The 23,510-nt window shown below is 38.7% G+C and carries 24 protein-coding genes, 1 tRNA gene and 2 riboswitches; of the genes, 24 read left to right on the top strand and 1 reads right to left on the bottom strand.

All coding sequences use genetic code 11. The annotated features are described in order from the left end of the window. The first annotated feature begins 1 nt into the window (after position 1). From AC1VU3_RS10960 to AC1VU3_RS10905, 12 genes are all read left to right on the top strand, one after another. Positions 2-2,365 carry an endonuclease MutS2 gene (locus AC1VU3_RS10960; RefSeq protein WP_480387417.1) on the top strand — a complete coding sequence of 788 codons (2,364 nt, stop codon included), beginning with the start codon at positions 2-4 and terminating at the stop codon, positions 2,363-2,365. Between the two features lie 73 nt (positions 2,366-2,438). Then, the gene (locus AC1VU3_RS10955; RefSeq protein ID WP_480387418.1) at positions 2,439-2,849 is read left to right on the top strand and encodes a DUF350 domain-containing protein; all 411 of its coding nucleotides are present in this window, start codon (positions 2,439-2,441) and stop codon (positions 2,847-2,849) included. Positions 2,850-3,113: 264 nt separating this feature from the next. Further along, a complete protein-coding gene (locus AC1VU3_RS10950; RefSeq protein ID WP_482983494.1) occupies positions 3,114-4,814 on the top strand; it encodes a long-chain-fatty-acid--CoA ligase in 1,701 nt (566 codons plus the stop codon). Between the two features lie 87 nt (positions 4,815-4,901). Then, positions 4,902-5,483, top strand: coding sequence for a TetR/AcrR family transcriptional regulator (locus AC1VU3_RS10945; RefSeq protein ID WP_482983493.1), 582 nt, complete (start codon positions 4,902-4,904; stop codon positions 5,481-5,483). Between the two features lie 16 nt (positions 5,484-5,499). Then, the gene (locus tag AC1VU3_RS10940) at positions 5,500-6,273 is read left to right on the top strand and encodes an enoyl-CoA hydratase (RefSeq protein ID WP_482983492.1); all 774 of its coding nucleotides are present in this window, start codon (positions 5,500-5,502) and stop codon (positions 6,271-6,273) included. Positions 6,274-6,291: 18 nt separating this feature from the next. Continuing rightward, a complete protein-coding gene (locus tag AC1VU3_RS10935; RefSeq protein ID WP_482983491.1) occupies positions 6,292-7,065 on the top strand; it encodes an electron transfer flavoprotein subunit beta/FixA family protein in 774 nt (257 codons plus the stop codon). A 67-nt stretch (positions 7,066-7,132) separates the two neighbouring features. Next, positions 7,133-8,110, top strand: a complete 978-nt coding sequence (locus tag AC1VU3_RS10930) for an electron transfer flavoprotein subunit alpha/FixB family protein (RefSeq protein ID WP_482983490.1) — start codon at positions 7,133-7,135, stop codon at positions 8,108-8,110. A 316-nt stretch (positions 8,111-8,426) separates the two neighbouring features. Next, positions 8,427-9,146: a hypothetical protein gene (locus AC1VU3_RS10925; protein ID WP_482983489.1), complete on the top strand. Its 720-nt coding sequence runs from the start codon at positions 8,427-8,429 to the stop codon at positions 9,144-9,146. Between the two features lie 311 nt (positions 9,147-9,457). Beyond that, positions 9,458-9,754: a hypothetical protein gene (locus AC1VU3_RS10920; RefSeq protein WP_482983488.1), complete on the top strand. Its 297-nt coding sequence runs from the start codon at positions 9,458-9,460 to the stop codon at positions 9,752-9,754. Positions 9,755-10,368: 614 nt separating this feature from the next. Next, a complete protein-coding gene (trxA, locus tag AC1VU3_RS10915; RefSeq protein ID WP_480387718.1) occupies positions 10,369-10,689 on the top strand; it encodes a thioredoxin in 321 nt (106 codons plus the stop codon). Positions 10,690-10,882: 193 nt separating this feature from the next. After that, complete coding sequence (gene uvrC / locus AC1VU3_RS10910; RefSeq protein WP_482983487.1) at positions 10,883-12,673, top strand: excinuclease ABC subunit UvrC; 1,791 nt, start codon at positions 10,883-10,885, stop codon at positions 12,671-12,673. 39 nt (positions 12,674-12,712) lie between these two features. Then, positions 12,713-12,890: riboswitch (Lysine riboswitch) on the top strand. 131 nt (positions 12,891-13,021) lie between these two features. After that, on the top strand, positions 13,022-14,242 hold the full coding sequence (locus AC1VU3_RS10905) for an aspartate kinase (protein WP_482983486.1): 1,221 nt from the start codon (positions 13,022-13,024) through the stop codon (positions 14,240-14,242). 50 nt (positions 14,243-14,292) lie between these two features. On the opposite strand, the gene AC1VU3_RS10900 is transcribed toward AC1VU3_RS10905, so the two are convergent. Beyond that, on the bottom strand, positions 14,293-14,703 hold the full coding sequence (locus tag AC1VU3_RS10900) for a YslB family protein (RefSeq protein ID WP_480387428.1): 411 nt from the start codon (positions 14,701-14,703) through the stop codon (positions 14,293-14,295). Between the two features lie 289 nt (positions 14,704-14,992). On the opposite strand from AC1VU3_RS10900, the gene AC1VU3_RS10895 reads away from it, so the two are divergent. The 12 genes from AC1VU3_RS10895 to AC1VU3_RS10840 all read left to right on the top strand — a co-directional run bounded on the left by AC1VU3_RS10895 (position 14,993) and on the right by AC1VU3_RS10840 (position 23,193). Then, positions 14,993-15,604, top strand: a complete 612-nt coding sequence (locus AC1VU3_RS10895) for a succinate dehydrogenase cytochrome b558 subunit (protein ID WP_480387429.1) — start codon at positions 14,993-14,995, stop codon at positions 15,602-15,604. A gap of 48 nt (positions 15,605-15,652) precedes the next feature. Continuing rightward, positions 15,653-17,413, top strand: a complete 1,761-nt coding sequence (sdhA, locus tag AC1VU3_RS10890) for a succinate dehydrogenase flavoprotein subunit (protein ID WP_480387430.1) — start codon at positions 15,653-15,655, stop codon at positions 17,411-17,413. A gap of 2 nt (positions 17,414-17,415) precedes the next feature. Further along, the gene (sdhB, locus tag AC1VU3_RS10885) at positions 17,416-18,192 is read left to right on the top strand and encodes a succinate dehydrogenase iron-sulfur subunit (protein WP_482983485.1); all 777 of its coding nucleotides are present in this window, start codon (positions 17,416-17,418) and stop codon (positions 18,190-18,192) included. Between the two features lie 114 nt (positions 18,193-18,306). Beyond that, positions 18,307-18,759, top strand: a complete 453-nt coding sequence (locus AC1VU3_RS10880; RefSeq protein WP_480387432.1) for an acyl-CoA thioesterase — start codon at positions 18,307-18,309, stop codon at positions 18,757-18,759. A 61-nt stretch (positions 18,760-18,820) separates the two neighbouring features. Next, positions 18,821-19,045 (top strand): helix-turn-helix domain-containing protein, encoded by a 225-nt coding sequence (locus AC1VU3_RS10875; protein ID WP_480387433.1) that lies wholly within the window; start codon positions 18,821-18,823, stop codon positions 19,043-19,045. 73 nt (positions 19,046-19,118) lie between these two features. After that, positions 19,119-19,574 carry a MarR family winged helix-turn-helix transcriptional regulator gene (locus tag AC1VU3_RS10870; protein ID WP_480387434.1) on the top strand — a complete coding sequence of 152 codons (456 nt, stop codon included), beginning with the start codon at positions 19,119-19,121 and terminating at the stop codon, positions 19,572-19,574. A gap of 9 nt (positions 19,575-19,583) precedes the next feature. Then, complete coding sequence (gene racE, locus AC1VU3_RS10865; protein ID WP_482983484.1) at positions 19,584-20,378, top strand: glutamate racemase; 795 nt, start codon at positions 19,584-19,586, stop codon at positions 20,376-20,378. 68 nt (positions 20,379-20,446) lie between these two features. Further along, the gene (gene rph / locus AC1VU3_RS10860; RefSeq protein ID WP_482983483.1) at positions 20,447-21,202 is read left to right on the top strand and encodes a ribonuclease PH; all 756 of its coding nucleotides are present in this window, start codon (positions 20,447-20,449) and stop codon (positions 21,200-21,202) included. Then, positions 21,202-21,798: an XTP/dITP diphosphatase gene (locus tag AC1VU3_RS10855; protein WP_482983482.1), complete on the top strand. Its 597-nt coding sequence runs from the start codon at positions 21,202-21,204 to the stop codon at positions 21,796-21,798. The genes rph and AC1VU3_RS10855 overlap by 1 nt, the downstream gene beginning before the upstream one ends. A gap of 4 nt (positions 21,799-21,802) precedes the next feature. Then, the gene (locus tag AC1VU3_RS10850; protein WP_480387438.1) at positions 21,803-22,297 is read left to right on the top strand and encodes a metallophosphoesterase family protein; all 495 of its coding nucleotides are present in this window, start codon (positions 21,803-21,805) and stop codon (positions 22,295-22,297) included. A gap of 86 nt (positions 22,298-22,383) precedes the next feature. Then, positions 22,384-22,457, top strand: a tRNA-Arg gene (locus AC1VU3_RS10845). Positions 22,458-22,674: 217 nt separating this feature from the next. Further along, a complete protein-coding gene (locus AC1VU3_RS10840) occupies positions 22,675-23,193 on the top strand; it encodes a hypothetical protein (RefSeq protein ID WP_482983481.1) in 519 nt (172 codons plus the stop codon). Positions 23,194-23,377: 184 nt separating this feature from the next. Beyond that, positions 23,378-23,477, top strand: a riboswitch (purine riboswitch). The last annotated feature ends 33 nt before the right edge of the window (positions 23,478-23,510 follow it).

The raw sequence follows: 23,510 nt of genomic DNA, 5'->3' as shown, positions 1-23,510 counted from the left end.
TGTGATAGCAGAAAGAGCACTGAAAACATTAGAATTCTACAAGGTTCGCGAAGAGGTAGCAGCCTATTGCACGTCCTCTCTCGGAAAATCACATATAGAAAATCTTGTACCGTCCATAGATCTTGCACAGGTGAAAAAGCTGCTAGAGGAAATGGACGAAGGACTAACGATTCTACGCATAAAAGGAAATGTACCAATGGGTGGAATTACAGATGTTCGCCCACATGCGAAGAGAGCACAAATTGGCGGAATGCTAAGCCCGGTGGAATTAATGGAAACAGCAAGCACTATTCGTGCAAGCAAGATACTACGCAATTTCCTAGAGGATGTAGTGGAGAAGGAAGCAGTTTCTATTCCTCATTTTCTAGAAAAAAAGGATGCACTACCTATTCTGACTGCGTTAGAGCATGAAATCAATGATTGTATCGATGAAAATGGGGGAGTGTTGGACAGCGCAAGCCAAACACTACGGTCCATTAGACAACAACTAAGAATACAAGTAAGTCGTGTACGTGAAAAATTAGAAAGCTACACTCGTGGAGCAAATGCATCTAAAATGCTTTCTGATTCCATCATCACAATACGTAATGATAGATATGTAATCCCAGTAAAATCTGAATATCGCAGTCACTATGGTGGGATTATTCATGACCAATCTGCTTCCGGTCAAACGTTATTTATTGAGCCGTCTGCTGTTGTTCAATTAAATAATGAAATACGGAGTCTAAAGGTAAAGGAGCAGGAGGAGATCGAGCGAATCCTTCTGCGTCTTACAGGTGAAGTGGCAGAGGTAGGACATGACATTTTCCTTTTAGTAAACATACTTGGGGAGATAGATGCTATCCTTGCCAAAGCAAAGTATGGACAAGCGGAAAAATGTACAATGCCTACGATTAACGACCAAGGGTATATTCGTTTAATAAAGGCGAGACATCCTTTAATTACAAAAGATGTTGCAGTCCCAAATACAATTGAGTTTGGGAAAGATTATACAGCTGTTGTCATCACCGGTCCCAATACTGGTGGTAAAACGGTAACCTTAAAAACAGTTGGTATTTGTACATTAATGGCTCAAAGTGGAATTCCTATTCCCGCTTTAGATGGCTCAGAAGTATCGATGTTTGAATCAGTATTTGCCGATATAGGAGATGAGCAATCGATTGAGCAAAGCTTAAGTACTTTCTCCTCTCATATGGTGAACATCGTAGACATTTTAAAGAAATATAATGACCGTTCCTTAATACTTTTTGATGAGCTTGGTGCTGGTACTGACCCTCAAGAGGGTGCGGCACTAGCTATTGCCATTTTAGATGCTGTTCATGGGACAGGTGCTAGAGTAATGGCAACCACGCATTATCCTGAGCTGAAGGCATATGGCTATAATCGTCCAGGTGTAATAAATGCCAGCGTTGAATTTGATGTGGAAACACTTAGTCCAACTTATAAGTTGCTATTAGGAGTTCCTGGAAGAAGTAATGCATTTGAGATTTCTGAACGACTGGGTCTTCCACCTTTTATTATCAATCAAGCCCAATCCTACACGGGTACTGATCGCGGGGAAGTTAATTCAATGATCGCTTCCTTAGAGGAAAGTAGAAGACAGGCTGAACGAGATGCAGAAGAAACAGAAAAACAGTTAGACAACGCAAAACAGCTAAAGCAGGACTTAGAGGAAAGGCTTGCTGAACTGGAAGACAAAAAAGAAAAATTAGAGCAGAAGGCGAAGGATAAGGCGAAAAAAATTGTGGAGGATGCACGGAGAGAGGCAGACGAGATTATTTCCGAGCTGCGTAAAATGCAAGCCAACACCCACAAGCTTGTCAAAGAGCATGAGCTGATTGATGCGAAGAAACGTTTAGAATCAGCACTTCCAAATAATCCTGTTCTGAAAAAGCAGAAAAAGCTGAAGGAACAGCAAAGAGTATTGAAGCCAGGGGATGAGGTGAAGGTACTAAGCTTTGGACAAAAAGGAACGCTTTTAGAAAAACTGTCTGATACGGAATGGTCCGTTCAGATTGGTATGCTAAAAATGAAACTGGATGAATCAGATCTCGAGTATATGAAGCCTGAAAAACAAAAACAGACTGTTTCTGTTAACGCGGTAAGAGGTAGAGATACACATGTAAAGCTGGAGCTTGATTTACGCGGCGAGCGCTATGAGGATGCGATTATACGTACGGAGAAGTATATTGACGATGCGGTATTAGCTAATTATCCAAGAGTCTCCATCATTCATGGGAAGGGCACCGGAGTACTAAGGCAGGCTATTCAGCAGTACTTGAAAAATCACTCTCGTGTGAAAAGCTATCGTTTTGGTGAAGCTGGAGAGGGAGGCCATGGTGTGACCGTGGTAGAATTAAAATAATAAAAATAATAACTGGGAACTTTTTCTCTTTATTTTTCGTAAAGAGGAAAAAAGTGAAGGGGTTAGTGAGTAAATGTTACTGTCTAGTTTTTGGTCCAATCCTTTAGTCGAAGCTGCAGGTTATTTTAGTGTCGTTATACTCTGCCTTGTAGTATCCATGGTCCTGTTCGAAATCGTGACTAGGTATCGAAATTGGGAAGAAATAAAAAAAGGTAACGTCTCTGTTGCAATGGCAACAGGGGGTAAGATTTTTGGTGTGTGTAATATTTTCAAATATTCCATAGAGGAACATAACACCTTATTAGAAATGCTCGGGTGGGGCCTCTATGGTTTCACTCTACTAATCATTGCATATTTGCTTTTTGAATTTCTAACCCCTTCTTTTAATGTTGATCAGGAGATAGCAAAGGATAATCGCTCTGTCGGCTTTATCTCCTTGGTAATTTCGGTTGGATTGTCCTTCGTAATAGGAGCAAGTATATAGTAGGAGAGGCTTACATGGAAAAATTGTCGAAAGTTTTAATGGTTGTCTGCGTTATTTTTGTCGTGGTAGGTATAATATATTTAGCATTAAACTAATAGAATAAGTTAACCGCTCATTTATCAAGACTGTTTATACTCGCTCCTTCAACTGAACTAGCGGATAAACAGTCTTTTTTATTTTAAGAATTGAATTGTCATTCATTTTTATCTATAATTAAAAATAGGAATATTCACTCTATTAAAATCGAACAAAGGGGGCAAACAAATGACTGAAAAACCATGGCTTTCTCACTACCCGCCAGAAATCCCGCATTCGCTCGACTACGAATCTATTCCGGTTCAGGAGTACTTAACTCGAGCTTATAAAAGGTTTCCGTCGAAGGTAGCAATACATTTCATGGGGAGAGATGTAACGTACAAAGAGCTATATGAGTCTTCAATGAAGTTTGCAAATTACTTGGTGTCATTAGGAATCAAACCTGGTGACCGTGTAGCTATTATGCTACCAAACTGTCCACAAGGAGTAATAGGCTACTATGGAATACTTTACGCTGGGGCTATAGTAGTGCAAACAAATCCTTTATACACGGAACGCGAGCTTTCTTATCAAATGAAAGACTCTGGTGCAAAGGTTATACTTGCTATGGATATCTTATTTCCTAGGGTAACAAAGGTATTAAAGGAAACTGATCTGGAAAATGTGATTATTACAGGAATTAAAGACTATTTGCCGTTCCCGAAAAATCTCATCTATCCTTTTATCCAGAAGAAACAATATGGCTTTAGTGTAAAAGTAGAACATCGTGGAATGAATCATTTATTTACAGAAATTATGAAAATAAATAAAACAGATACTATTGATGTCCCTTTTAATTTTGAAGAAGACCTTGCCTTGCTACAATACACTGGAGGAACAACAGGGTTTCCGAAGGGTGTTATGTTAACGCATAAAAACATGGTTGCAAACGCGTCTATGTGTAATGCATGGCTATATAAATGTAAACCAGGGGAAGAAATCGTCTTAGCTATGCTACCTTTCTTCCACGTGTATGGGCTGACAACAGTGCTTGTGTTATCAGTCATGCAAGGAAACAAGATGGTACTTATACCAAAATTTGATGTGGAAACTGCTTTAAAAGCAATTCATAAGCAAAAACCTACTCTTTTCCCGGGAGCACCAACTATGTATATAGGTATCTTAAATCATCCAGATGTAAAGAAGTATGATTTATCCTCTATTCAAGCATGTATGAGTGGTTCTGCAGCATTACCAATAGAAATACAAGAGCAATTTGAGACGATAACTGGTGGTAACTTGGTGGAGGGCTACGGCTTAACGGAAACATCTCCAGTGACTCATGCAAATCTAATCTACGATCGTAATGCACGTGTAAAGGGGTCTATTGGATTACCATGGCCTGATACCGACGTGCGAATTTTTGGTATAGATTCAACAGACCCGCTCCCACTTGGAGAGATAGGTGAAATCGCTATTAAAGGACCTCAAGTAATGAAAGGCTATTGGAACAGACCTGAGGAAACAGAAGCGACGATGAGAGATGGATGGCTTTTGACAGGTGATTTAGGGTACATGGATGAAAACGGTTACTTTTTTGTAGTTGACCGTAAAAAAGATTTAATTATTGCGGGAGGCTTTAATATTTACCCTCGTGATGTGGAAGAAGTGCTATATGAGCATCCTGCAATACAGGAATGTGTTGTGGCAGGTGTGCCTGATCCGTATCGTGGAGAAACAGTTAAGGCGTATATTGTATTAAAAGAAGGAAAAACTGCAACTGAGGAAGAATTAAATAAACATTGCAGAGAAAATCTTGCTGCATATAAAGTGCCTAGATTATATGAATTTAGGACCGAGCTTCCAAAAACAGCAGTAGGAAAGATATTAAGAAGAAGTCTGATCGCTGAGGAAAAAGAAAAAGCGGAGAAGGAAGCAGTGCCGAGTTAATTTGAAGATTGACAGAAGAAAAAATTGAATATAAAATAAAAATATGAATGAATCATCATTCATATTTTTATTTTGGTGGTGGATTCATTGAAGAAGGACAAACCTAAGTATAAGCAAATTATCGACGCAGCAATCATAGTTATCGCAGAAAACGGATATCACCAATCACAAGTATCTAAAATTGCAAAGCAAGCTGGAGTTGCGGACGGAACAATTTACTTATATTTCAAAAACAAAGAGGATATTTTAATATCTGTCTTTGAAGAAAAGATGGAAGTGTTTGCTGATAACCTAAAAGAAATTCTAAAAGAGGATATTAGCGCTTCTGAAAAATTATATAAGATGATTGAGAATCATTTCACCGTGCTTTCTGAAAATCATCATTTAGCAACTGTTACTCAGTTGGAGCTAAGACAATCAAATCTTGCTTTACGAATTCGCATTAATGCAATTCTCAAAAATTACCTTGTTCTCTTGGATTCTATCCTAAAAGAAGGAATAGAAAATAAGGAGTTCGAATATTCAGTGGATATTCGTTTAGCGAGACAAATGGTTTTTGGTACAATTGATGAGACGACAACCACTTGGGTGATGAATGAGTATAAATATGATTTGGTTGCCCAAACAAGCAAGGTACACCGTCTCCTATTAAATGGTATTAAAAGCTAAAAGAGGATGTGAGCAAATGGAATTTTTGTCATGGACAGTGGAAGATCATGTAGCAACGGTTACACTTAATCGTCCACCAGCAAACGCTTTAGCAAGGGGTGTAATTTTAGAAGTAAATAGCCTGTTAGATGCTGTGGAAAACGATGAAAATGTTCGAGTTATCTTGCTTAAAGGCGAAGGACGCTTTTTCTCAGCAGGGGCGGACATTAAGGAATTTACACAAGTAACAAGTGGCAAAGAGTTTTCAGAGCTAGCTGCTAGTGGTCAAGCGATTTTTGAACGTGTCGAGACATTCTCTAAGCCAGTAATTGCTGCTATCCATGGTGCTGCCTTAGGTGGCGGTCTTGAGCTAGCAATGAGCTGTCATATTCGACTAGTTTCAGAGACAGCTAAGCTTGGGCTACCAGAGCTTCAATTAGGCTTGATACCTGGATTCGCAGGGACTCAAAGACTTCCTCGATATGTAGGATTTGCGAAAGCAGCAGAAATGCTGCTCACTAGCGAGCCAATAAGTGGGGAAGAGGCCGCAAGACTTGGTCTAGCAAATCATGCTTATAAGGAAGAGGAGCTTTTTGATCGAGCAAACGAACTGGCTGTAAAGATTGCCAAAAAGAGCCCGATTGCTGTGAAAGAAGCGCTTAAAATGCTTCAATATGTGAAGCCTGCTTCCTACCATGAAGGGGTGAAAGCCGAAGCCGATTCATTTGGAACTGTCTTTGTCTCTGAGGACGCCAAGGAAGGGATTTCAGCTTTTATTGAAAAGAGACAACCTGTTTTTAGAGGTAAATAATCAAAGGAGGATGCTAACATGAACATTTATGTTTTAGTGAAACGTACATTTGATACGGAGGAGAAAATCGTTGTAAGCGGGGGGAAAATTCAAGAAGATGGTGCTGAATTCATCATCAATCCTTACGATGAGTATGCAATCGAAGAAGCAATCCAAGTTCGTGACGCACACGGCGGAGAAGTAACAGTTATCACAATGGGCGGAGAAGATGCAGAAAAGCAACTTCGTACAGCTCTAGCTATGGGTGCAGATAAAGCAGTCCTTATCAATACAGAAGATGATGTGGAAGAAATGGACCAATTTACTGCAGCGCATATCATTGCAGAATACTTGAAGGATAAAGATGCAGATTTGATCCTGGCTGGTAATGTTGCAATTGATGGCGGTTCTGGTCAAGTTGGACCACGAGTTGCTGAATTACTAGGCATTAACTATGTAACTACTATTACAAACCTAGAAATTAACGGAACAACAGCTACTATTAAACGTGATGTGGAAGGGGACACAGAAGTATTAGAAACTTCCTTACCACTTTTAGTAACTGCTCAACAAGGATTAAACGAACCTCGCTATCCTTCTTTACCAGGAATTATGAAGGCGAAGAAAAAACCTCTAGAAGAAATCGAATTAGATGACCTTGATATCGATGAAGATGACGTAGAAGCAAAAACAGAAACAATCGAAATCTATCTACCTCCTAAAAAGGAAGCTGGAAAAGTGTTAGAGGGAGAGCTAGCAAATCAAGTGAAAGAGTTAGTTCACTTACTTCACTCTGAAGCAAAAGTAGTTTAATAGATACGTTTCTAGCTTACAAGTATCTATCTCGAATATGTCATTAACAAAATGGGAGGAACAAAACATGTCTAAAAAAGTTTTAGTTTTAGGGGAAGCACGTGAAGGTGCACTTCGTAACGTATCATATGAAGCAATCGCTGCTGCAAAGCAAATTTCTGGTGGCGGAGAGGTAGTAGCTGTTTTACTTGGAGACGCTGTTCAAGACTTAGCTGCTGAGTTAGGCAAATATGGGGCTGACCGTGTCATTACTGTGGAGCACCCACATTTAAAGCAATATACATCTGACGGCTTTGGGCAAGCATTTATGGCTGTTATTGAGCAAGAAAATCCTGAGTCCATTGTTTTTGGACATACTGCACTAGGAAAAGATCTTTCTCCAAAAATCGCAAGCAAGCTACAAATCGGATTGGTTTCGGATGTAACTGCTATTGAAGGAGAAGGAGATGATGCAGTATATATCCGTCCAATCTACTCCGGTAAAGCATTTGAAAAAGTAAAAGTGAAGGATGGCATTGATTTCCTTACCATTCGTCCAAACAACATTGCTCCTCTTGCAAAAGATGACAGCAAATCTGCAGACTTATCATCTCTATCAGTAGATATTACAAACCTACGTACTATCATTAAAGAAGTAGTTCGCAAATCATCTGAGGGTGTAGATCTTTCAGAAGCGAAGGTTGTTATCGCTGGTGGACGTGGTGTGAAAAGTGAAGAAGGCTTTGGCCCGCTAAAAGAGCTTGCGGATGTATTAGGTGGAGCTGTTGGTGCTTCTCGTGGAGCTTGTGACGCTGACTACTGTGATTATTCACTACAAATCGGGCAAACTGGTAAAGTAGTAACACCAGACCTTTATATTGCAGCAGGTATCTCTGGAGCAATTCAACATTTAGCAGGTATGTCTAACTCTAAAATTATCGTTGCAATCAACAAAGACCCAGAAGCAAACATCTTTAAAGTTGCTGACTACGGAATCGTTGGAGATCTATTCGAAGTAATCCCAATGCTAACAGAGGAATTCAAAAAACTTAAAGTGAATGCGTAAATAAACGAAAGGGCATCGAATTTCGATTCGATGCTCTTTATTATGTGGTGGTAAAATTTTTGTCATCGTTTTTTGGTTATCATCGTAATCATTTATCGCAGATTCATAACTCCAAAACATGGATAGCTATCACAGTCGAATTTGAGTTGGTTTCAATTCCTCGAAATTGTGAAGCACAGAAGTGATGATGGTTCCATCAGCAAAATAATAGTAGACAGTTGTTTATTACCAATTAATGAAACTTATCGTTCATTAAGAACGTATCGATTTTGAGTATATTATCCTCGAATATTGGCAGTTATCAAGGAGGGGTGAAATGAAGAAAAAGTTATTAATTATTAGTCTTATCCTATTGGTTATTTCAGCGATACCATTATTTCAAATACTAAGAGAAATAGTAATCGATTGGAATCTAAATAGTCGCTATAAAATCGAACATGCATATACTGAGCAAGGCTACCCCTCAACTATCGATGTGCAGGAAATTGAAATCAACGGTCGCACCATAGAGATAGTTGAAGAACAAACTGGTAAAAAGGGAAGTTTAATCCTATGGGATAAAGAAGAAAGAGTAGAAGCTGGAGATATCGTGAAACTTCATCTATTAGTTGATGGTAAAGAAGTCTCACAAGCAGACGAAATCTGGCTCTCAAATCGTGATAGAGGAAGCCGTTATTTTTCTTGGCTCGATATTTTAACTGTTAACGAAAAGATAGCCATCGTACAACGTCTCACAGACGATGATGAAGCAATGAACCATCGTAGATGGAAAATTATTTGGATTGATAAGCAAGGTGATATTACCGAAGAAGAAGTTTCCTATGAAAAGCGAAATAAAAATCCACTTGCGGTTCGTCTAATAAACGAGGCGGGTGCATCGTTAATGAGTATGGGCTATTATTCAGACATTACGAAGGTGTATCCTTCATTCATCTTTCCTTTAGTATTTCCATTGGGAACGGGGTCATTAGGCATTCTGTTATGTATAATTGCATTTCTCACAAGAAGAACATCATTAAATCAGATGAATAACTAAAAATGTAAATTAACAGATACTACGTCAAGAGTTGGTTGACGATACAGAGTTGACCCGTAAATCAGGGGCAACTCTGAGTTTTTATGTTAAAACAACAATATAAATTAACATAGCCAATACATTAGTGCCTAAAAACCTTTTATACTCGTTAATTGCTCTTCTAATCGTTTATGTTACAAGTTTTTATATTTTGAAGAAGTTTGGATTTAATATATAAACCTTCTTTAATATTCATAAATCGCGATTTGGATGTCTAATATTATCCAGATTTAATGGTATATTTATTAAAAATATATTTAAGGAGGTTTTTTATGAATTCTTTGGTTATATTCGTTTTAGTTCTCTTTATTCTTAATGTATTTGTGATTTTTTTATCAAGATTGAATTGGTCGGTATGGATAATGGCAGGTGTTATTTTTATTATTTCTTCCCCAATAGTTCTAGTTCTGACAATGAATAACGTTGGTCGTAATGTTGGAGATGGAATTGCAGGCGCTGTGGCGGGGCTTACTTTTGGTGGTCTTTTGATTATCAATGCAGTTATTTTATTAATTGTGGGAACTTTTGCAAGGAAAAAGTGGAAGCGAGCTGATTTAGAACAGCAATAAAGACTTATAAATCATATAAACAACATTTCCAAATGTTACGTTCAGGAGCCTTCTCAGAGCAGCTCAGAAGCCAATAAGAATAGCTGAATTTATATTGGAGTTTTCAATCTATTTCTTTATAGTTTACTAGTGAATAAGCAACTGCTCATTTGGTCAAGCTGATTCTTATAGTAAAGAAGCGAACAGCGACGACTCCAGTGGGATGAGTGAGACAGTTGAGACATTACAACGGCACACGCAAGCGTTCGGTGATGGCTTATTTTTGGGAGGGAAAACTAAAAACGTCACATCGTGTGACAACGTTTTCCTGACCAACATCCTGTTGGCCTCACGGAAAGCGTTCGCAAGAGAGCGCAATATACTTGTTTCTTCTTTTCTTATAATAGTGACATGAGCCATTATTTATCTTAATTATTTATTGCCTAACATAAATCCTTCATACGTATATTCCATTGTCTTTAAAACCAGTTTATCAACTAGCCAAAAGGGTAAATTACAATATCGCAATATGGACTTTTACTGATTGAAAGTATAGAATGATACCTCTAAGCTAAAATGTAGAACTAGCTTTTTTTGTCTGCTATAATCTTACTTAGAGTTACCAAAGGAGGAATATAAAAATGGCAATTGTTCACGGTACAGATCAAACCTTCAATCAAGAAGTAGAAAACGGATTAGTATTAGTAGATTTCTGGGCGACTTGGTGCGGACCATGTAAAATGATCGCTCCAGTACTTGAGGAATTAGATGCTGAAATGAGCGATAAAGTGAAAATCGTAAAAGTAGACGTAGATGAAAACCAAGCTACTGCTAGCGAATTTGGTATCATGTCTATCCCTACACTAGTATTATTCAAAGATGGTAAGCCAGTAGATAAAGTGGTAGGCTTCCAACCAAAAGAAGCATTAGCTCAATTTGTAGAAAAAAATGCTTAATAAATAAAACCGGGTCCTTTTAGGCGCCCGGTTTTTTTAAAGACAAGAAAGTATATAATTCTAGTCTAGCTCCAGCGCCTTGACCCCTCGAGATTACTTGTGCCACAGTTGTGGTGGTGTGGTCTCCTTACTGTTCCCCATTTACTTATCGGGACAGACATAGGCGCTTGTGCTTTTCTTAAAAGGTGATGAAATGAACGAATTAATTCAACAGAAATGTGCCATTTTACCTGACCAGCCCGGCTGTTACCTGATGAAGGACAGACAGGGCACTATTATTTATGTCGGAAAAGCCAAGGTATTAAAGAACCGAGTACGTTCCTATTTTACCGGTTCACATGATGGAAAGACCCAAAGATTAGTACAAGAAATCGTTGACTTTGAATATATCGTAACGTCGACCGAGCTAGAAGCACTGATTTTAGAGCTTCATCTTATCAAAAAGCATGACCCTAAATATAACGTCATGCTGAAGGACGACAAAACGTATCCATATATAAAAATTACAGCTGAAAAAAATCCTAAGCTGATTATTACTAGACAGGTTAAGAAGGACAAAGGGAAATACTTTGGTCCTTATCCAAATGCCCATGCAGCATATGAAACAAAAAAGCTGCTTGATCGTTTATATCCCCTCCGCAAATGTCAGAAGCTCCCAAACAAGGTGTGTCTCTATTATCATATTGGTCAATGTTTGGCTCCATGTGTGAATGATATTGAGGACAATGACTATACGGAAATCATCCAAGGAATCATCAGTTTTTTAAATGGTGGCCATGGAGATGTAAAAAAGAGCTTAACGGAAAAAATGAATCACGCAGCAGAGAATCTAGAATTTGAAAGGGCGAAAGAATATAGAGATCAGATTGCCCATATTGACCAAGTGATGGAAAAACAAAAGATGACGATGAATGATTTTACAAATCGAGATATCTTTGGCTACAAGGTGGATAAGGGTTGGATGTGTGTGCAGGTGTTTTTTATTCGCCAAGGTAAGCTAATAGAAAGAGACGTATCTCTATTCCCGCTTTATCGTGATCCAGAAGAAGAGTTTCTTACCTTCCTAGGGCAGTTTTATGCAAAGGCTGAGCATATTAAACCGAAAGAAATATACGTTCCTGCTACGACAAATATAGAGCTTGCGACGGAGCTCTTGCAAATGAAAGTAATCGTTCCGCAAAAGGGTACTAAGAAAAACCTAGTAGACCTAGCACAAAAAAATGCGGAAATTGCATTAACAGAGAAGTTTCACTTAATTGAAAGACAAGAAGAACGAACAATCGGAGCGGTGGAGGAACTTGGTAAGCTAATGGGGATAGCTGCTCCTAAACGGATAGAGGCTTTTGATAATTCTCATATTCACGGAACAGATGCTGTATCTGCAATGGTCGTATTTGTCGATGGAAAGGCACATAAAAAAGATTATCGTAAATATAAAACACGAACTGCCGCAAAGCACGATGATTATGGTGCTATGCGTGAGGTTGTAAGGAGAAGGTATATACGAGTGTTAAAGGACGATCTTCCACTTCCCGACTTAATCATTATTGATGGAGGGAAAGGGCAAATAGAAGCGGCTAGGGAGATTATAGAGGATGAATTGGGATTAGATATTCCAATAGCAGGTCTAGCTAAGGATGGTAAGCACCAAACCTCCTCTCTTCTTTATGGCGATCCGCTTGCAATTATTCCAATGAAACGTACTAGTGAGGCTTTCTATCTTCTTCAGCGTATCCAGGATGAGGTCCATCGATTTGCTATCACTTTCCACAGGCAGCAAAGAGGAAAGCATACAATTGCCTCTTCTTTAGATGGTATTCCAGGAGTAGGCCCTACTCGTAAAAAACAGCTATTAAAGCATTTTGGCTCTTTAAAGCGTATGGAAGCAGCTACAAAGGAAGAATTTATGGAAGCTGGTATTCCTGCTAAATTATCCGAACAATTAGTGGAGCATTTTCAAAAAAGTTCCTTGTCTTCCGAATAATACTGTGTTATGTTAGTAAAAACTTAATATTCACTTTTCAGTGAAGATAGAGGTGCGAGTCAACAAGAGTAATCTACAGGAGGAAGAAAAGTTCCTGCGATTGTAGAGGAAAGGGTTGTTCGCCGAAATATAGGATGGCTTTTCTCATTCTATGTTGGTCCTGCGTTTAAGAAATGTAGGATTGTCAGAATGTATATTCTGGAGGGCTATCTCAAATGGACATCTTTTTGACCGTGTATGAGAGTTAGCTTTTCACAATATGTGAAAAGCTTTTTTTTATCCCAACAGAGACTCGGGGTTAACCCGAGATGACGTATGTCATAGAGAAAAAAGGGAGATGAAAAATACGTGAGTAGAATTGTCATGAAATTTGGAGGAACATCTGTAGGTTCTATAGAAAAAATTGAGCATGTAGCAAGACGGATTCGAATAGAAAGAGAAAAGGGGCATCAAATTGTTGTCGTTGTGTCAGCCATGGGCAAGTCAACGGATGAGTTAGAAAAACTAGCAGCAGAGATTACGGACACACCAGTGAAAAGGGAGATGGATATGCTTCTATCAACTGGAGAACAGGTAACAATGTCCTTATTGGCTATCCAATTAAATGCCCTTGGAATAAAAGCAATTTCCTTAACTGGTTGGCAAGCAGGCATTATAACTGACCAGGTACATAGAAATGCTCGAATTGAAAAACTAGAATCAGAAAATATTCAATCCTACTTATCAGAAGGACAGGTAGTCATTGTAGCAGGATTCCAAGGCATGACAAAAGACTCTGCTATTACGACGCTTGGTAGAGGCGGCTCTGATACCACTGCAGTAGCGATTGCAGCTGCAATTGAAGCAGACATTTGCGATATCTATACAGACGTGGATGGTGTGTATACGTCCGATCCAAGGTATGTGAGAGATGCAAGAAAGCTAAAACAGTTAGAATACGATGAAATGCTAGAACTTGCTAACTTGGGAGCAGGTGTGCTTCATCCGAGGGCAGTTGAATTTGCCAAAAACTATAAAATTCCTCTCAGGGTTAGAGCGAGTTATAACGAAGGGGAAGGTACTATATTAAAGGAGGAAGTAGATTTGGAAAAAAACCTGATTGTTCGTGGAGTAGCGTTTGAAGCAGATATAGTACGGTTAACAATCGAATATGAGGTGCCTTTCAATGGATCGTTGTCCTCCATATTTACCACCTTGGCAAATCATCATATAAATGTGGATATTATTGTCCAAAGTATTATTGACGGTGTAAAGCCTACTGTATCTTTCTCTATTAAAAAGGAATCCCTTGCGGAGGCGATTTCTGTCTTAGAATCCCATAAGGGACAACTCGGTTTTACTTTTGCGGATTTTGAAGTAGGTCTTTCAAAAATTTCAATAGTTGGTTCAGGTATGGTCTCTAATCCGGGGGTGGCTGCACAAATGTTTGATCGATTGAGAAAGGAAAATGTGCCGATTAAAATGGTCAGCACCTCAGAAATAAAAGTGTCCGTAGTAGTTCCACAGGAAAATATGATTCAAGCGGCAAATGCTTTGCATGAGGAATTTGGTTTGGCAATCAGTAACTAAGCTCCAGATAAAAAAGCCAATCCAGTTATCATGGATTGGCAGTTTCTTTGTTATTTACTTTTTGCATCCCATTTAATAAGAAAAGAGACAATTCCTGTCTTTTTTGTAATCTCATCATAGCATTCTGTCAGATAGCCCTCAATTTTTTGATGTTGCTCAGCTAGAAAACCCGCCTCCAAGCTATGGCATCTATTTACTCCGCTAGGAGGTAAATGATACATATGTAAAAGATAGGACAAGGAATCCTTTGTGGATTTCTCTAATTCAAGCTTTCCCCAACCTGCTTCGTGAAAGAATGAGACAGCTTCTTCCATTGAATAAAGGGGAAATTTTCGAGCAAGATCTTTTCCCGCCCAATATAAAATATCTTTTTCATGTTTCCCGAGAATGGAAGTGAGAACGTGATCTCTTAACAGCTCATACCCGAAGGTAGAAACCTGGGACTCTTCTCTTTCACCCATGTACAACCCTACTTTCAACGCAATTTAACAAAACTACTACTCTATTTTAGCATAAATACTTTTTCTAGAGAAAAGGAATACTTTGTGAAAAAAGATACAATCTGTTATAGAGGAAACAGAGGGAAAGATATGCAAAATGCCCAAACATGCCTTGACGCTCCAAAATGTTGAGAGTACAATGGATATGTCATAAATTCGAAACATGAAGACAATAAACAAAATTGATACAATTATTTTATCGAAATAATAAATCTTTTTGTTTTATGTCAATTTGAGGGGGGTTATTTTGTTGACGAAAGAACGCGAATTTTACATGCGTCGTTTGCATTCTCTACTTGGTATTATTCCAGTAGGAGCATTCTTAATGGTTCACTTAGTAATAAACCATTTTGCCACAAGAGGAGAAGAGGCTTATAACAATGCTGTTGGGTTTATGGAAAGTATGCCGTTCCTCATTTGGATGGAAATATTTGTAATTTACATTCCATTGCTATTCCATGCTTTCTATGGTATTTATATCGCATTTACGGTTAAGTATAATCCAAATAGATATGGTACCCTAAGAAACTGGTTATTCATTTTCCAACGTTTTACCGGTATTTTCTTAGTTGTATTTATCGCATGGCATGTATTTGAAACTCGTTTCCAAAAAGCAATTGGTGCGAAGGAAGTTAACTTTAATATGATGGAAGAAATTCTGGCAAACAATTGGATGCTAGGTTTCTATATTGCTGGGGTTGTCTCTGCGGCATTCCACTTAGCAAACGGAATTTGGTCTTTCCTTATTAGCTGGGGAATTACACAATCTCCAAAATCACAAAGAATCACTACTTATGTAACTTTAATAATCTTCATAGCGATATCTGTAGTTGGTGTACAGGCGCTTCTGGCATTTAGATAAGAACCTACTACACTTTAAAACTACTTAATTAATGAGGAGTGAGATAGAATGGCAAAGAATAAACTGATTGTTGTCGGTGGAGGTCTAGCAGGACTGATGGCAACAATGAAGGCTGCCGAGGAAGGTACGCCAGTAGATCTATTTTCATTAGTTCCCGTAAAACGCTCACACTCTGTTTGTGCTCAAGGCGGAATAAACGGGGCTGTAAATACAAAAGGTGAGGGAGATTCACCTGCAGTTCACTTAGATGACACTGTATATGGTGGAGACTTCTTAGCTAACCAACCTCCAGTAAAAGCAATGACAGACGCTGCTCCTGGAATTATTCACTTATTCGACCGTATGGGAGTTATGTTCAACCGTACTCCAGAAGGTCTTTTAGACTTCCGTCGCTTTGGTGGTACACTTCATCACCGTACAGCTTTCTCTGGTGCGACAACTGGTCAGCAATTGCTTTACGCACTTGACGAGCAAGTTCGTCGTTTCGAGGTAGAAGGTTTAGTAACAAAATATGAAGGTTGGGAATTCCTGGGTATTATTAAAGACCAAAACGGACATTGCCGTGGTATTAAAGCGCAAAACCTTCAATCTATGGAAATCCGTGCATTCCGTTCTGATGCTGTTATTCTAGCAACAGGTGGACCTGGGATTATCTTTGGTAAAACAACAAACTCTATTATTAACACTGGTTCTGCAGCTAGTATCGTATATCAACAAGGTGCATACTATGCAAATGGAGAATTCATTCAAATCCACCCAACAGCAATTCCTGGAGACGACAAGCTTCGACTAATGTCGGAATCAGCACGTGGAGAAGGTGGACGTATCTGGACATATAAAGATGGTAAGCCATGGTACTTCTTAGAAGAAAAATATCCTGCATACGGTAACTTAGTACCACGTGATATTGCAACACGTGAAATCTTTGATGTATGCGTTAACCAAAAGCTAGGTATTAACGGGGAAAACATGGTATACCTTGATCTTTCCCATAAGGATCCACATGAACTAGACGTTAAACTAGGTGGAATTATCGAAATTTATGAGAAATTCACAGGTGATGACCCTCGTAAAGTTCCAATGAAAATCTTCCCTGCAGTTCACTATTCAATGGGTGGATTATGGGTTGACTATGACCAAATGACAAATATCCCTGGATTATTTGCAGCTGGTGAATGTGATTATTCTCAACATGGTGCAAACCGTTTAGGAGCTAACTCATTACTTTCTGCAGTATTCGGTGGAAGCGTTGCCGGTCCAAATGCAGTAAAATATATGAAATCCCTAGACTCTCATGCTGACGATTTAGATGCTTCTATTTATGAAGAGGCAGTGAAGGAAGAGCAAGAGAAATGGGATGCAACACTTGCTATGCGTGGAACTGAAAATGCCTACTTGCTACACAAAGAGCTTGGTGAGTGGATGACAGACAACGTAACAGTTGTTCGTTACAACGATAAATTAGAGGCTACAGATAAAAAAATCCAAGAGCTTCTTGAAAGATATGAAAATATTAATATGGATGATACGCAACGCTGGTCAAACCAAGGCGCATCATTTACTCGTCAATTGAAGAATATGTTATACTTAGCACGTGTTATTACGTTAGGAGCATTGAATCGTAATGAAAGCCGTGGCGCTCACTACAAACCTGATTTCCCAGAGCGAAATGATGAAGAGTGGATGAAAACTACAATGGCTAAATTTGATCCAGCAACCGGAGCGCCTATTTTCCACTATGAAGATATAGACGTATCGCTTGTTCCACCACGTAAACGCGATTATTCTTCTAAGAAAGGAGAACATTAATCATGGTGACAGCTACGGAAACAAAAAAAGTACAGCTTGAAATTTTCCGTCAGGATACTCCAGAATCTAAACCATATTGGGAAAAATTCGAAGTAAATTGGCGTCCAAATATGAACGTTATCTCCGCATTAATGGAAATCCGTAACAACCCAGTAAACGCTGAGGGGAAAGCTACTGCACCTGTTACTTGGGACATGAACTGTCTTGAAGAAGTGTGTGGAGCATGTTCGATGGTTATTAATGGTCGTCCACGTCAATCTTGTTCTACTCTAATTGATCAGTTGACGCAGCCAATCAAATTGGAACCAATGAGAACGTTTCCAGTAGTACGTGACCTTCAAATTGATAGAAGCCGTATGTTTGACGCTTTGAAAAAAGTAAAAGCATGGGTACCAATCGATGGATCTTATGATCTTGGTGAGGGACCACGTATGCCAGAGCGTAAACGCCAATGGGCTTACGAGCTTTCCAAATGTATGACTTGTGGTGTTTGTTTAGAAGCGTGTCCAAATGTAAATGAAAGTGCTTCATTTATTGGACCAGCTCCACTTTCACAAGTACGTTTGTTTAATGCTCATCCAACTGGTGCGATGAACAAAGACGAGCGCTTAAATGCAATCATGGGAGATGGAGGCCTTGCAAACTGTGGTAACGCACAAAACTGTGTCATCGCATGTCCAAAAGGTATTCCATTAACAACTTCAATTGCTGCGCTTAACCGTGATACAACAGTTCAAATGTTTAGAAACTTCTTCGGAAGCGATAACATGGTAGACTAATATAATATAAAACTGCGTAGAACAAAAAATTCTATGCAGTTTTTTTCTTTCTTTGTTACAATAATAAAAATGAATAACTATTCATTTTGTGACAAAGGAAAAGGGGATGAAGTAATGAGAGCATCATACATAGAAGATTTAGCAACATGGGAGAAAGAGTTTTCTTTTTATTCAGAGGTAAGTGTTCGTTTTTCTGAAACGGATATGTACGGTCACTTAAATAACACCGTCAATTTTGCTTATTTTGAATATGCCCGTATTGAATATTTTAAACATATCAAACTAATGAATGACTGGTTGAATCCCAAGGGAGAAAAAATACCTGTAGTAGCAGATCTTCAATGTGATTACGTCAAGCAGGTTTTCTTTGATGAAAAGCTACGTATTTATGTGAAGGCGAATTCTATTGGTGGCTCTTCTGTAGATATTCATTATATGGCGAAAAATGCGAAAGATGAAACTGTGTTTACTGGAAGAGGTACGATCGTACAAATTGAAAGAAAAACGGGAAAAGCTGCAAAATGGACGGAAGAAGAACGAAAAGTTTTTGAAAAGAGTATTCTGTAGCCGTCACCACCTCTATATACCCTACATACGTTAGAAGGAGAGCGGATAGGGGGCTATGGCATTGTACGATGGAAATCAGCAACGATCAATATTGACGAGTAGAGAACGTCAAATTTTTCAATTACTCGTAGAGGACAATTCTACAAAGGATATTTCAATTCAGCTATCTATTAGTGAAAAGACTGTTAGAAACCATATTTCGAACACCATCCAAAAACTTGGCGTTTCTGGAAGATCACAAGCAATTGTTGAACTATTAAGGTTGGGTGAATTGTCATTGGATTAATATGAATCCTTGCCATTTTCCTCAGAACAGTTCACAATAATAGATAGATGTATTGTTTTGAGGAGTGAAGCATATGGCAGAGGAAACAAACATGGTTAAGCAAAACCTGGAAGATGTTGCTTTTATAGAAAAAGAGCTTCGACATATTTCCGGTATTATTAAACAAAAAGGGCGTCAAATCCTTAATTCTTATACAATTACACCTCCACAATTTGTTGCATTGCAATGGCTCTATGAGCATGGTGATATGACAATTGGGGAATTATCAAATAAAATGTACTTAGCTTTTAGCACAACCACGGACCTCATTGATCGAATGGAGAAAAATGAGTTAGTCCAGCGGGTGAGAGACGAACAGGATCGTCGGGTTGTTCGCATTCACCTTCTAGTGGAAGGAGAAAGAATTATCCAAGAGGTAATTGAAAAGCGACAGCAATACCTTGAAGAGGTTTTAAAGCAATTCGAACCAGAACAAGTAGCAAATTTATCAACTTTATTAGAAAAATTACATCAAGCGATGAAGAACTGAGGAATTAACGTGAAAGCCCCAATAGGTGTGATAGATTCCGGAGTCGGAGGATTAACTGTAGCAAAAGAAATCATGCGACTCCTCCCAGACGAAGAAATTATATATATTGGCGATACAGCAAGATGCCCATATGGGCCGAGGTCGAGTGAAGAGGTACGAAAGTTTACGTGGCAGATGGCTCTCGCCCTGTCTAAAATGAATATTAAAATGCTAGTGATAGCATGCAATACTGCAACTGCGGTAGCACTCAACTCTTTAAGTAAGAAAATGCCATTCCCTGTGATTGGCGTTATTTTTCCAGGGGCGCGTGCAGCTAGTAAAGCAACGAAAACACATGAAATTGTAGTATTAGGTACAAGCGGTACAATTAAAAGCGGAGCTTATGAAGAAGCGATAGCTGCTCTTCATTCCTCCAGCAAGATAATTGGATTAGCTTGTCCAACATTTGTTCCCATCGTAGAAAGTAATGAGTACGAGGGTGAGTTTGCAAGAAAGATGGTTTTTGAAGCTCTCGCTCCCTTAAAAACGGAGCAATTCGATACGGTCATCTTGGGCTGTACACATTATCCGCTACTGCAAAAGCATATTGAAGAGGCGGTTGGTGATACTATACATGTACTATCCTCTGCGGAGGAAACTGCGCATGATGTGAAGGAGTACTTAGATTATCATCAGTTGCACCATCCTGAAAAAGGGATGAAGACGCCTATATTCTATACAACTGGCTCTGTACCGATATTTAAAACAATTGCAGAAAAATGGTTAGCAATACCAAACGCTGACGTAAGAACAATTTCATTTTAAAAAGGACCCTGTTAGAAGATTTCAGATAGCGGGGTCTTCTTTTGTCCAAAACATTAAAGGAGAATATGATGAGCAGAATTGATGGACGACAACCAAAGCAACTAAGAGAAGTAAAAATCGATACCAATTATTTAATGCACCCAGAGGGATCTGTTCTCATTTCCGTGGGAAATACAAAGGTCATCTGTAATGCGACAATCGAGGACAGAGTACCACCATTTTTAAGAGGACAGGGAAAAGGCTGGATCACTGCAGAGTACTCTATGCTCCCAAGGGCTACAGAAGCTCGTACGCAGCGTGAATCAAGTAAAGGCAAGGTCACAGGTCGCACAATGGAAATTCAGCGTCTAATCGGACGAGCACTGCGTTCAGTCGTTGACCTGGAATTAATCGGAGAAAAGACTATCTGGATTGACTGTGATGTCATTCAAGCAGATGGAGGGACAAGAACTGCCAGTATCACCGGCGCATTTGTAGCCCTTACGATTGCTTTACATAAGCTATACGTAGAAAAAGAGCTTCCGACATTCCCAGTTCGACAATTCCTAGCGGCGACAAGCGTTGGCGTAGTCGAAGAGATTGGTGTTGTCCTTGATTTAAACTATCAAGAGGACTCAGCTGCTGCAGTTGATATGAATATCATACAAACGGGCAATGGAGAGTTCGTGGAGCTTCAAGGTACAGGAGAGGAAGCGACTTTCTCAAGGAAGGATCTACATGAGCTGTTGGAGTATGGTGAATACGGCATCCAACAATTAATTGAAATACAAAAGGCTGCGTTAGGTGACCTTGCGAATAAAATCGGTGAGGGAGAGAATGCATAATGAAACAAATTATTATCGCAACAAAAAATAAAGGAAAAGCCAAGGATTTTGAAGCATTATTTCATCCACATGGTTATCAAGTATTAACGCTACATGACGTAGCAGAGCATATGGATGTGGAAGAAACAGGTACAACATTTGAAGAAAATGCATTATTAAAAGCGAGAGCTCTAGCAGAGTATTTACAGGCAATCGTCATCGCGGATGACAGTGGTCTTGAGATTGACGCATTAGATGGCCGCCCAGGCGTTTATTCTGCCCGATATGCAGGAGAAGAGAAGAGTGATGAGGCAAACATGCAAAAAGTGTTAGAAGAGCTTCAGGGTGTTCCTGAGAGCGAAAGAACAGCTCGCTTTGTTTGCGCAATTGCAGTTGCCTCTCCATCCATCGAGCCATTTACAGTCCGAGGAACATGTGAAGGCATTATCGCAACTGAGCGAAGAGGGACAAACGGGTTCGGCTATGATCCAATTTTCTTTGTACCTAGTGAAGGGAAAATGATGGCCGAGCTATCTCCTGAGGAAAAAGGTGCTATATCTCACCGTGGAAATGCACTTAAACAGTTATCCTCCAGACTAACAGAATTATTGGGGTGATTGGATGAAAATACTCGTTATTAGCGACACACATGGCGACAAGCGTAGAATGGAGCATGTGATAGCCAACAATCAGGATGTTGACCTAATCATTCATTGTGGTGATAGCGAGCTAGAAGCTGCTTATTTTGACAATAAAGAAATTCAGATTGTACGAGGTAACTGTGATTTTGATGAACATTATCCAGAGGAAAGAATTCTGGAGCTAAATCAGGAGAGATTTTTAGTAGTTCATGGTCATAAGCATAACGTAAAAAGTACGCTAATGCCTCTTTTTTATCGGGCGAAAGAGGTTGAGGCTACGGTTGTATGCTTTGGTCATTCGCATCTATTGGGAGCAGAACTGCAGGACGGAATACTCTTTGTGAACCCAGGCAGCTTAACAAATCCTCGTGGTCGCAAGGAAAAGAGCTATGCCTTGCTTGAAAAGACTGACTCCAACTGGGTCGTTACATTTTACGATGAGGAAAATAAGGAAATAGAAAAAGGTATTTTCTAAATTTCTCAAAATACGATTGACATTCAATAGTTATCATTATATAATAAATTTTGTCTTTCCCATCAGATTTGATAGGAAAGAAAAATGTCTCGGTAGCTCAGCAGGATAGAGCAACGGCCTTCTAAGCCGTCGGTCGGGGGTTCGAATCCCTCCCGGGACGTAATTATTTAGAAAAATTTCACTAACTGAAAAGCGCTTCAAATCCTTCTATGTCAAGGGTTTGGAGCGCTTTTCTTTATTAAAAAAATAATGTCATAAATCTACTGTTACATTTATTTGGAAATTAAGTATATGATCGACCTTGCTAAATGGTAAAATTAGGTATAATCAGTTTAAAAAGTAACCTAACTTTCTATTTAAAAAGGCAGGAGGATAAAATGAGTAAAAAAATTCGAATATTAATTAGAGCTTCCATAATTTTAAATGTCTTATTGATTTCAATAGTAGCTTGGGGATTTAATCAAATGAATTATGTTACAGAACGTGTCCTTGTATTGGATGTCGCCGATAATTTATTTACATTGAACAATAAAATTACACACCAAAGTGATAATGATTGGGCAAATCCAAGTTTGGTTACTGATGAAGTAATTAATACTATAGAAGGTATTTCTCTTAGTATGAATATTGCTGCCACTTCGAATACACTTTCAGATAAAGATTTGGAAATTCTTAGGCAGTTATGGGGTGTTTTGAGTGAATATCGACCTTATCCAATGGACACATTTGATAGTTATAGTAATATATCCGAGCAGGACATTAACGATTTTGAACAATTAGGCCAATTATTAAGTGAAGTTGGAATAGATATCAAAAATGCAAATGAATTTGGTTGGGAGACAGAATCTCTTATAGAAACATTTGAAGAATTAACAGTACAAATAGAAAACCGATAGTATGATGTATGAATCGATAAAGAGTTAAACCTTACCCTAGTGTTCCCTTAAACAAGAGGGATAGGATGATAAATTTTTCCTTATATTGAGTAGTTTCTCAACATTTAGTATTATTAGAATTTAAGAACATTTCAATATTCTATTGACCTATTATGCTAACCTTGTTATTATTCTACTATAATTTTTAAACTGAATAGATACACCTTGTATAATTTCAAGAATATGGCTTGAAAGTTTCTACTAGCTACCATAAATAGCTGTCTACAAGGAATGGGAAATGTATTTAATCTTTATTCCATTTCGTAGATAAGCTTTGG

This window comes from Psychrobacillus sp. Z16_25, from assembly GCF_056856695.1.
Note: the sequence above shows the minus strand (reverse complement) of the source record. Positions and strands in the feature narration are given on the sequence as shown.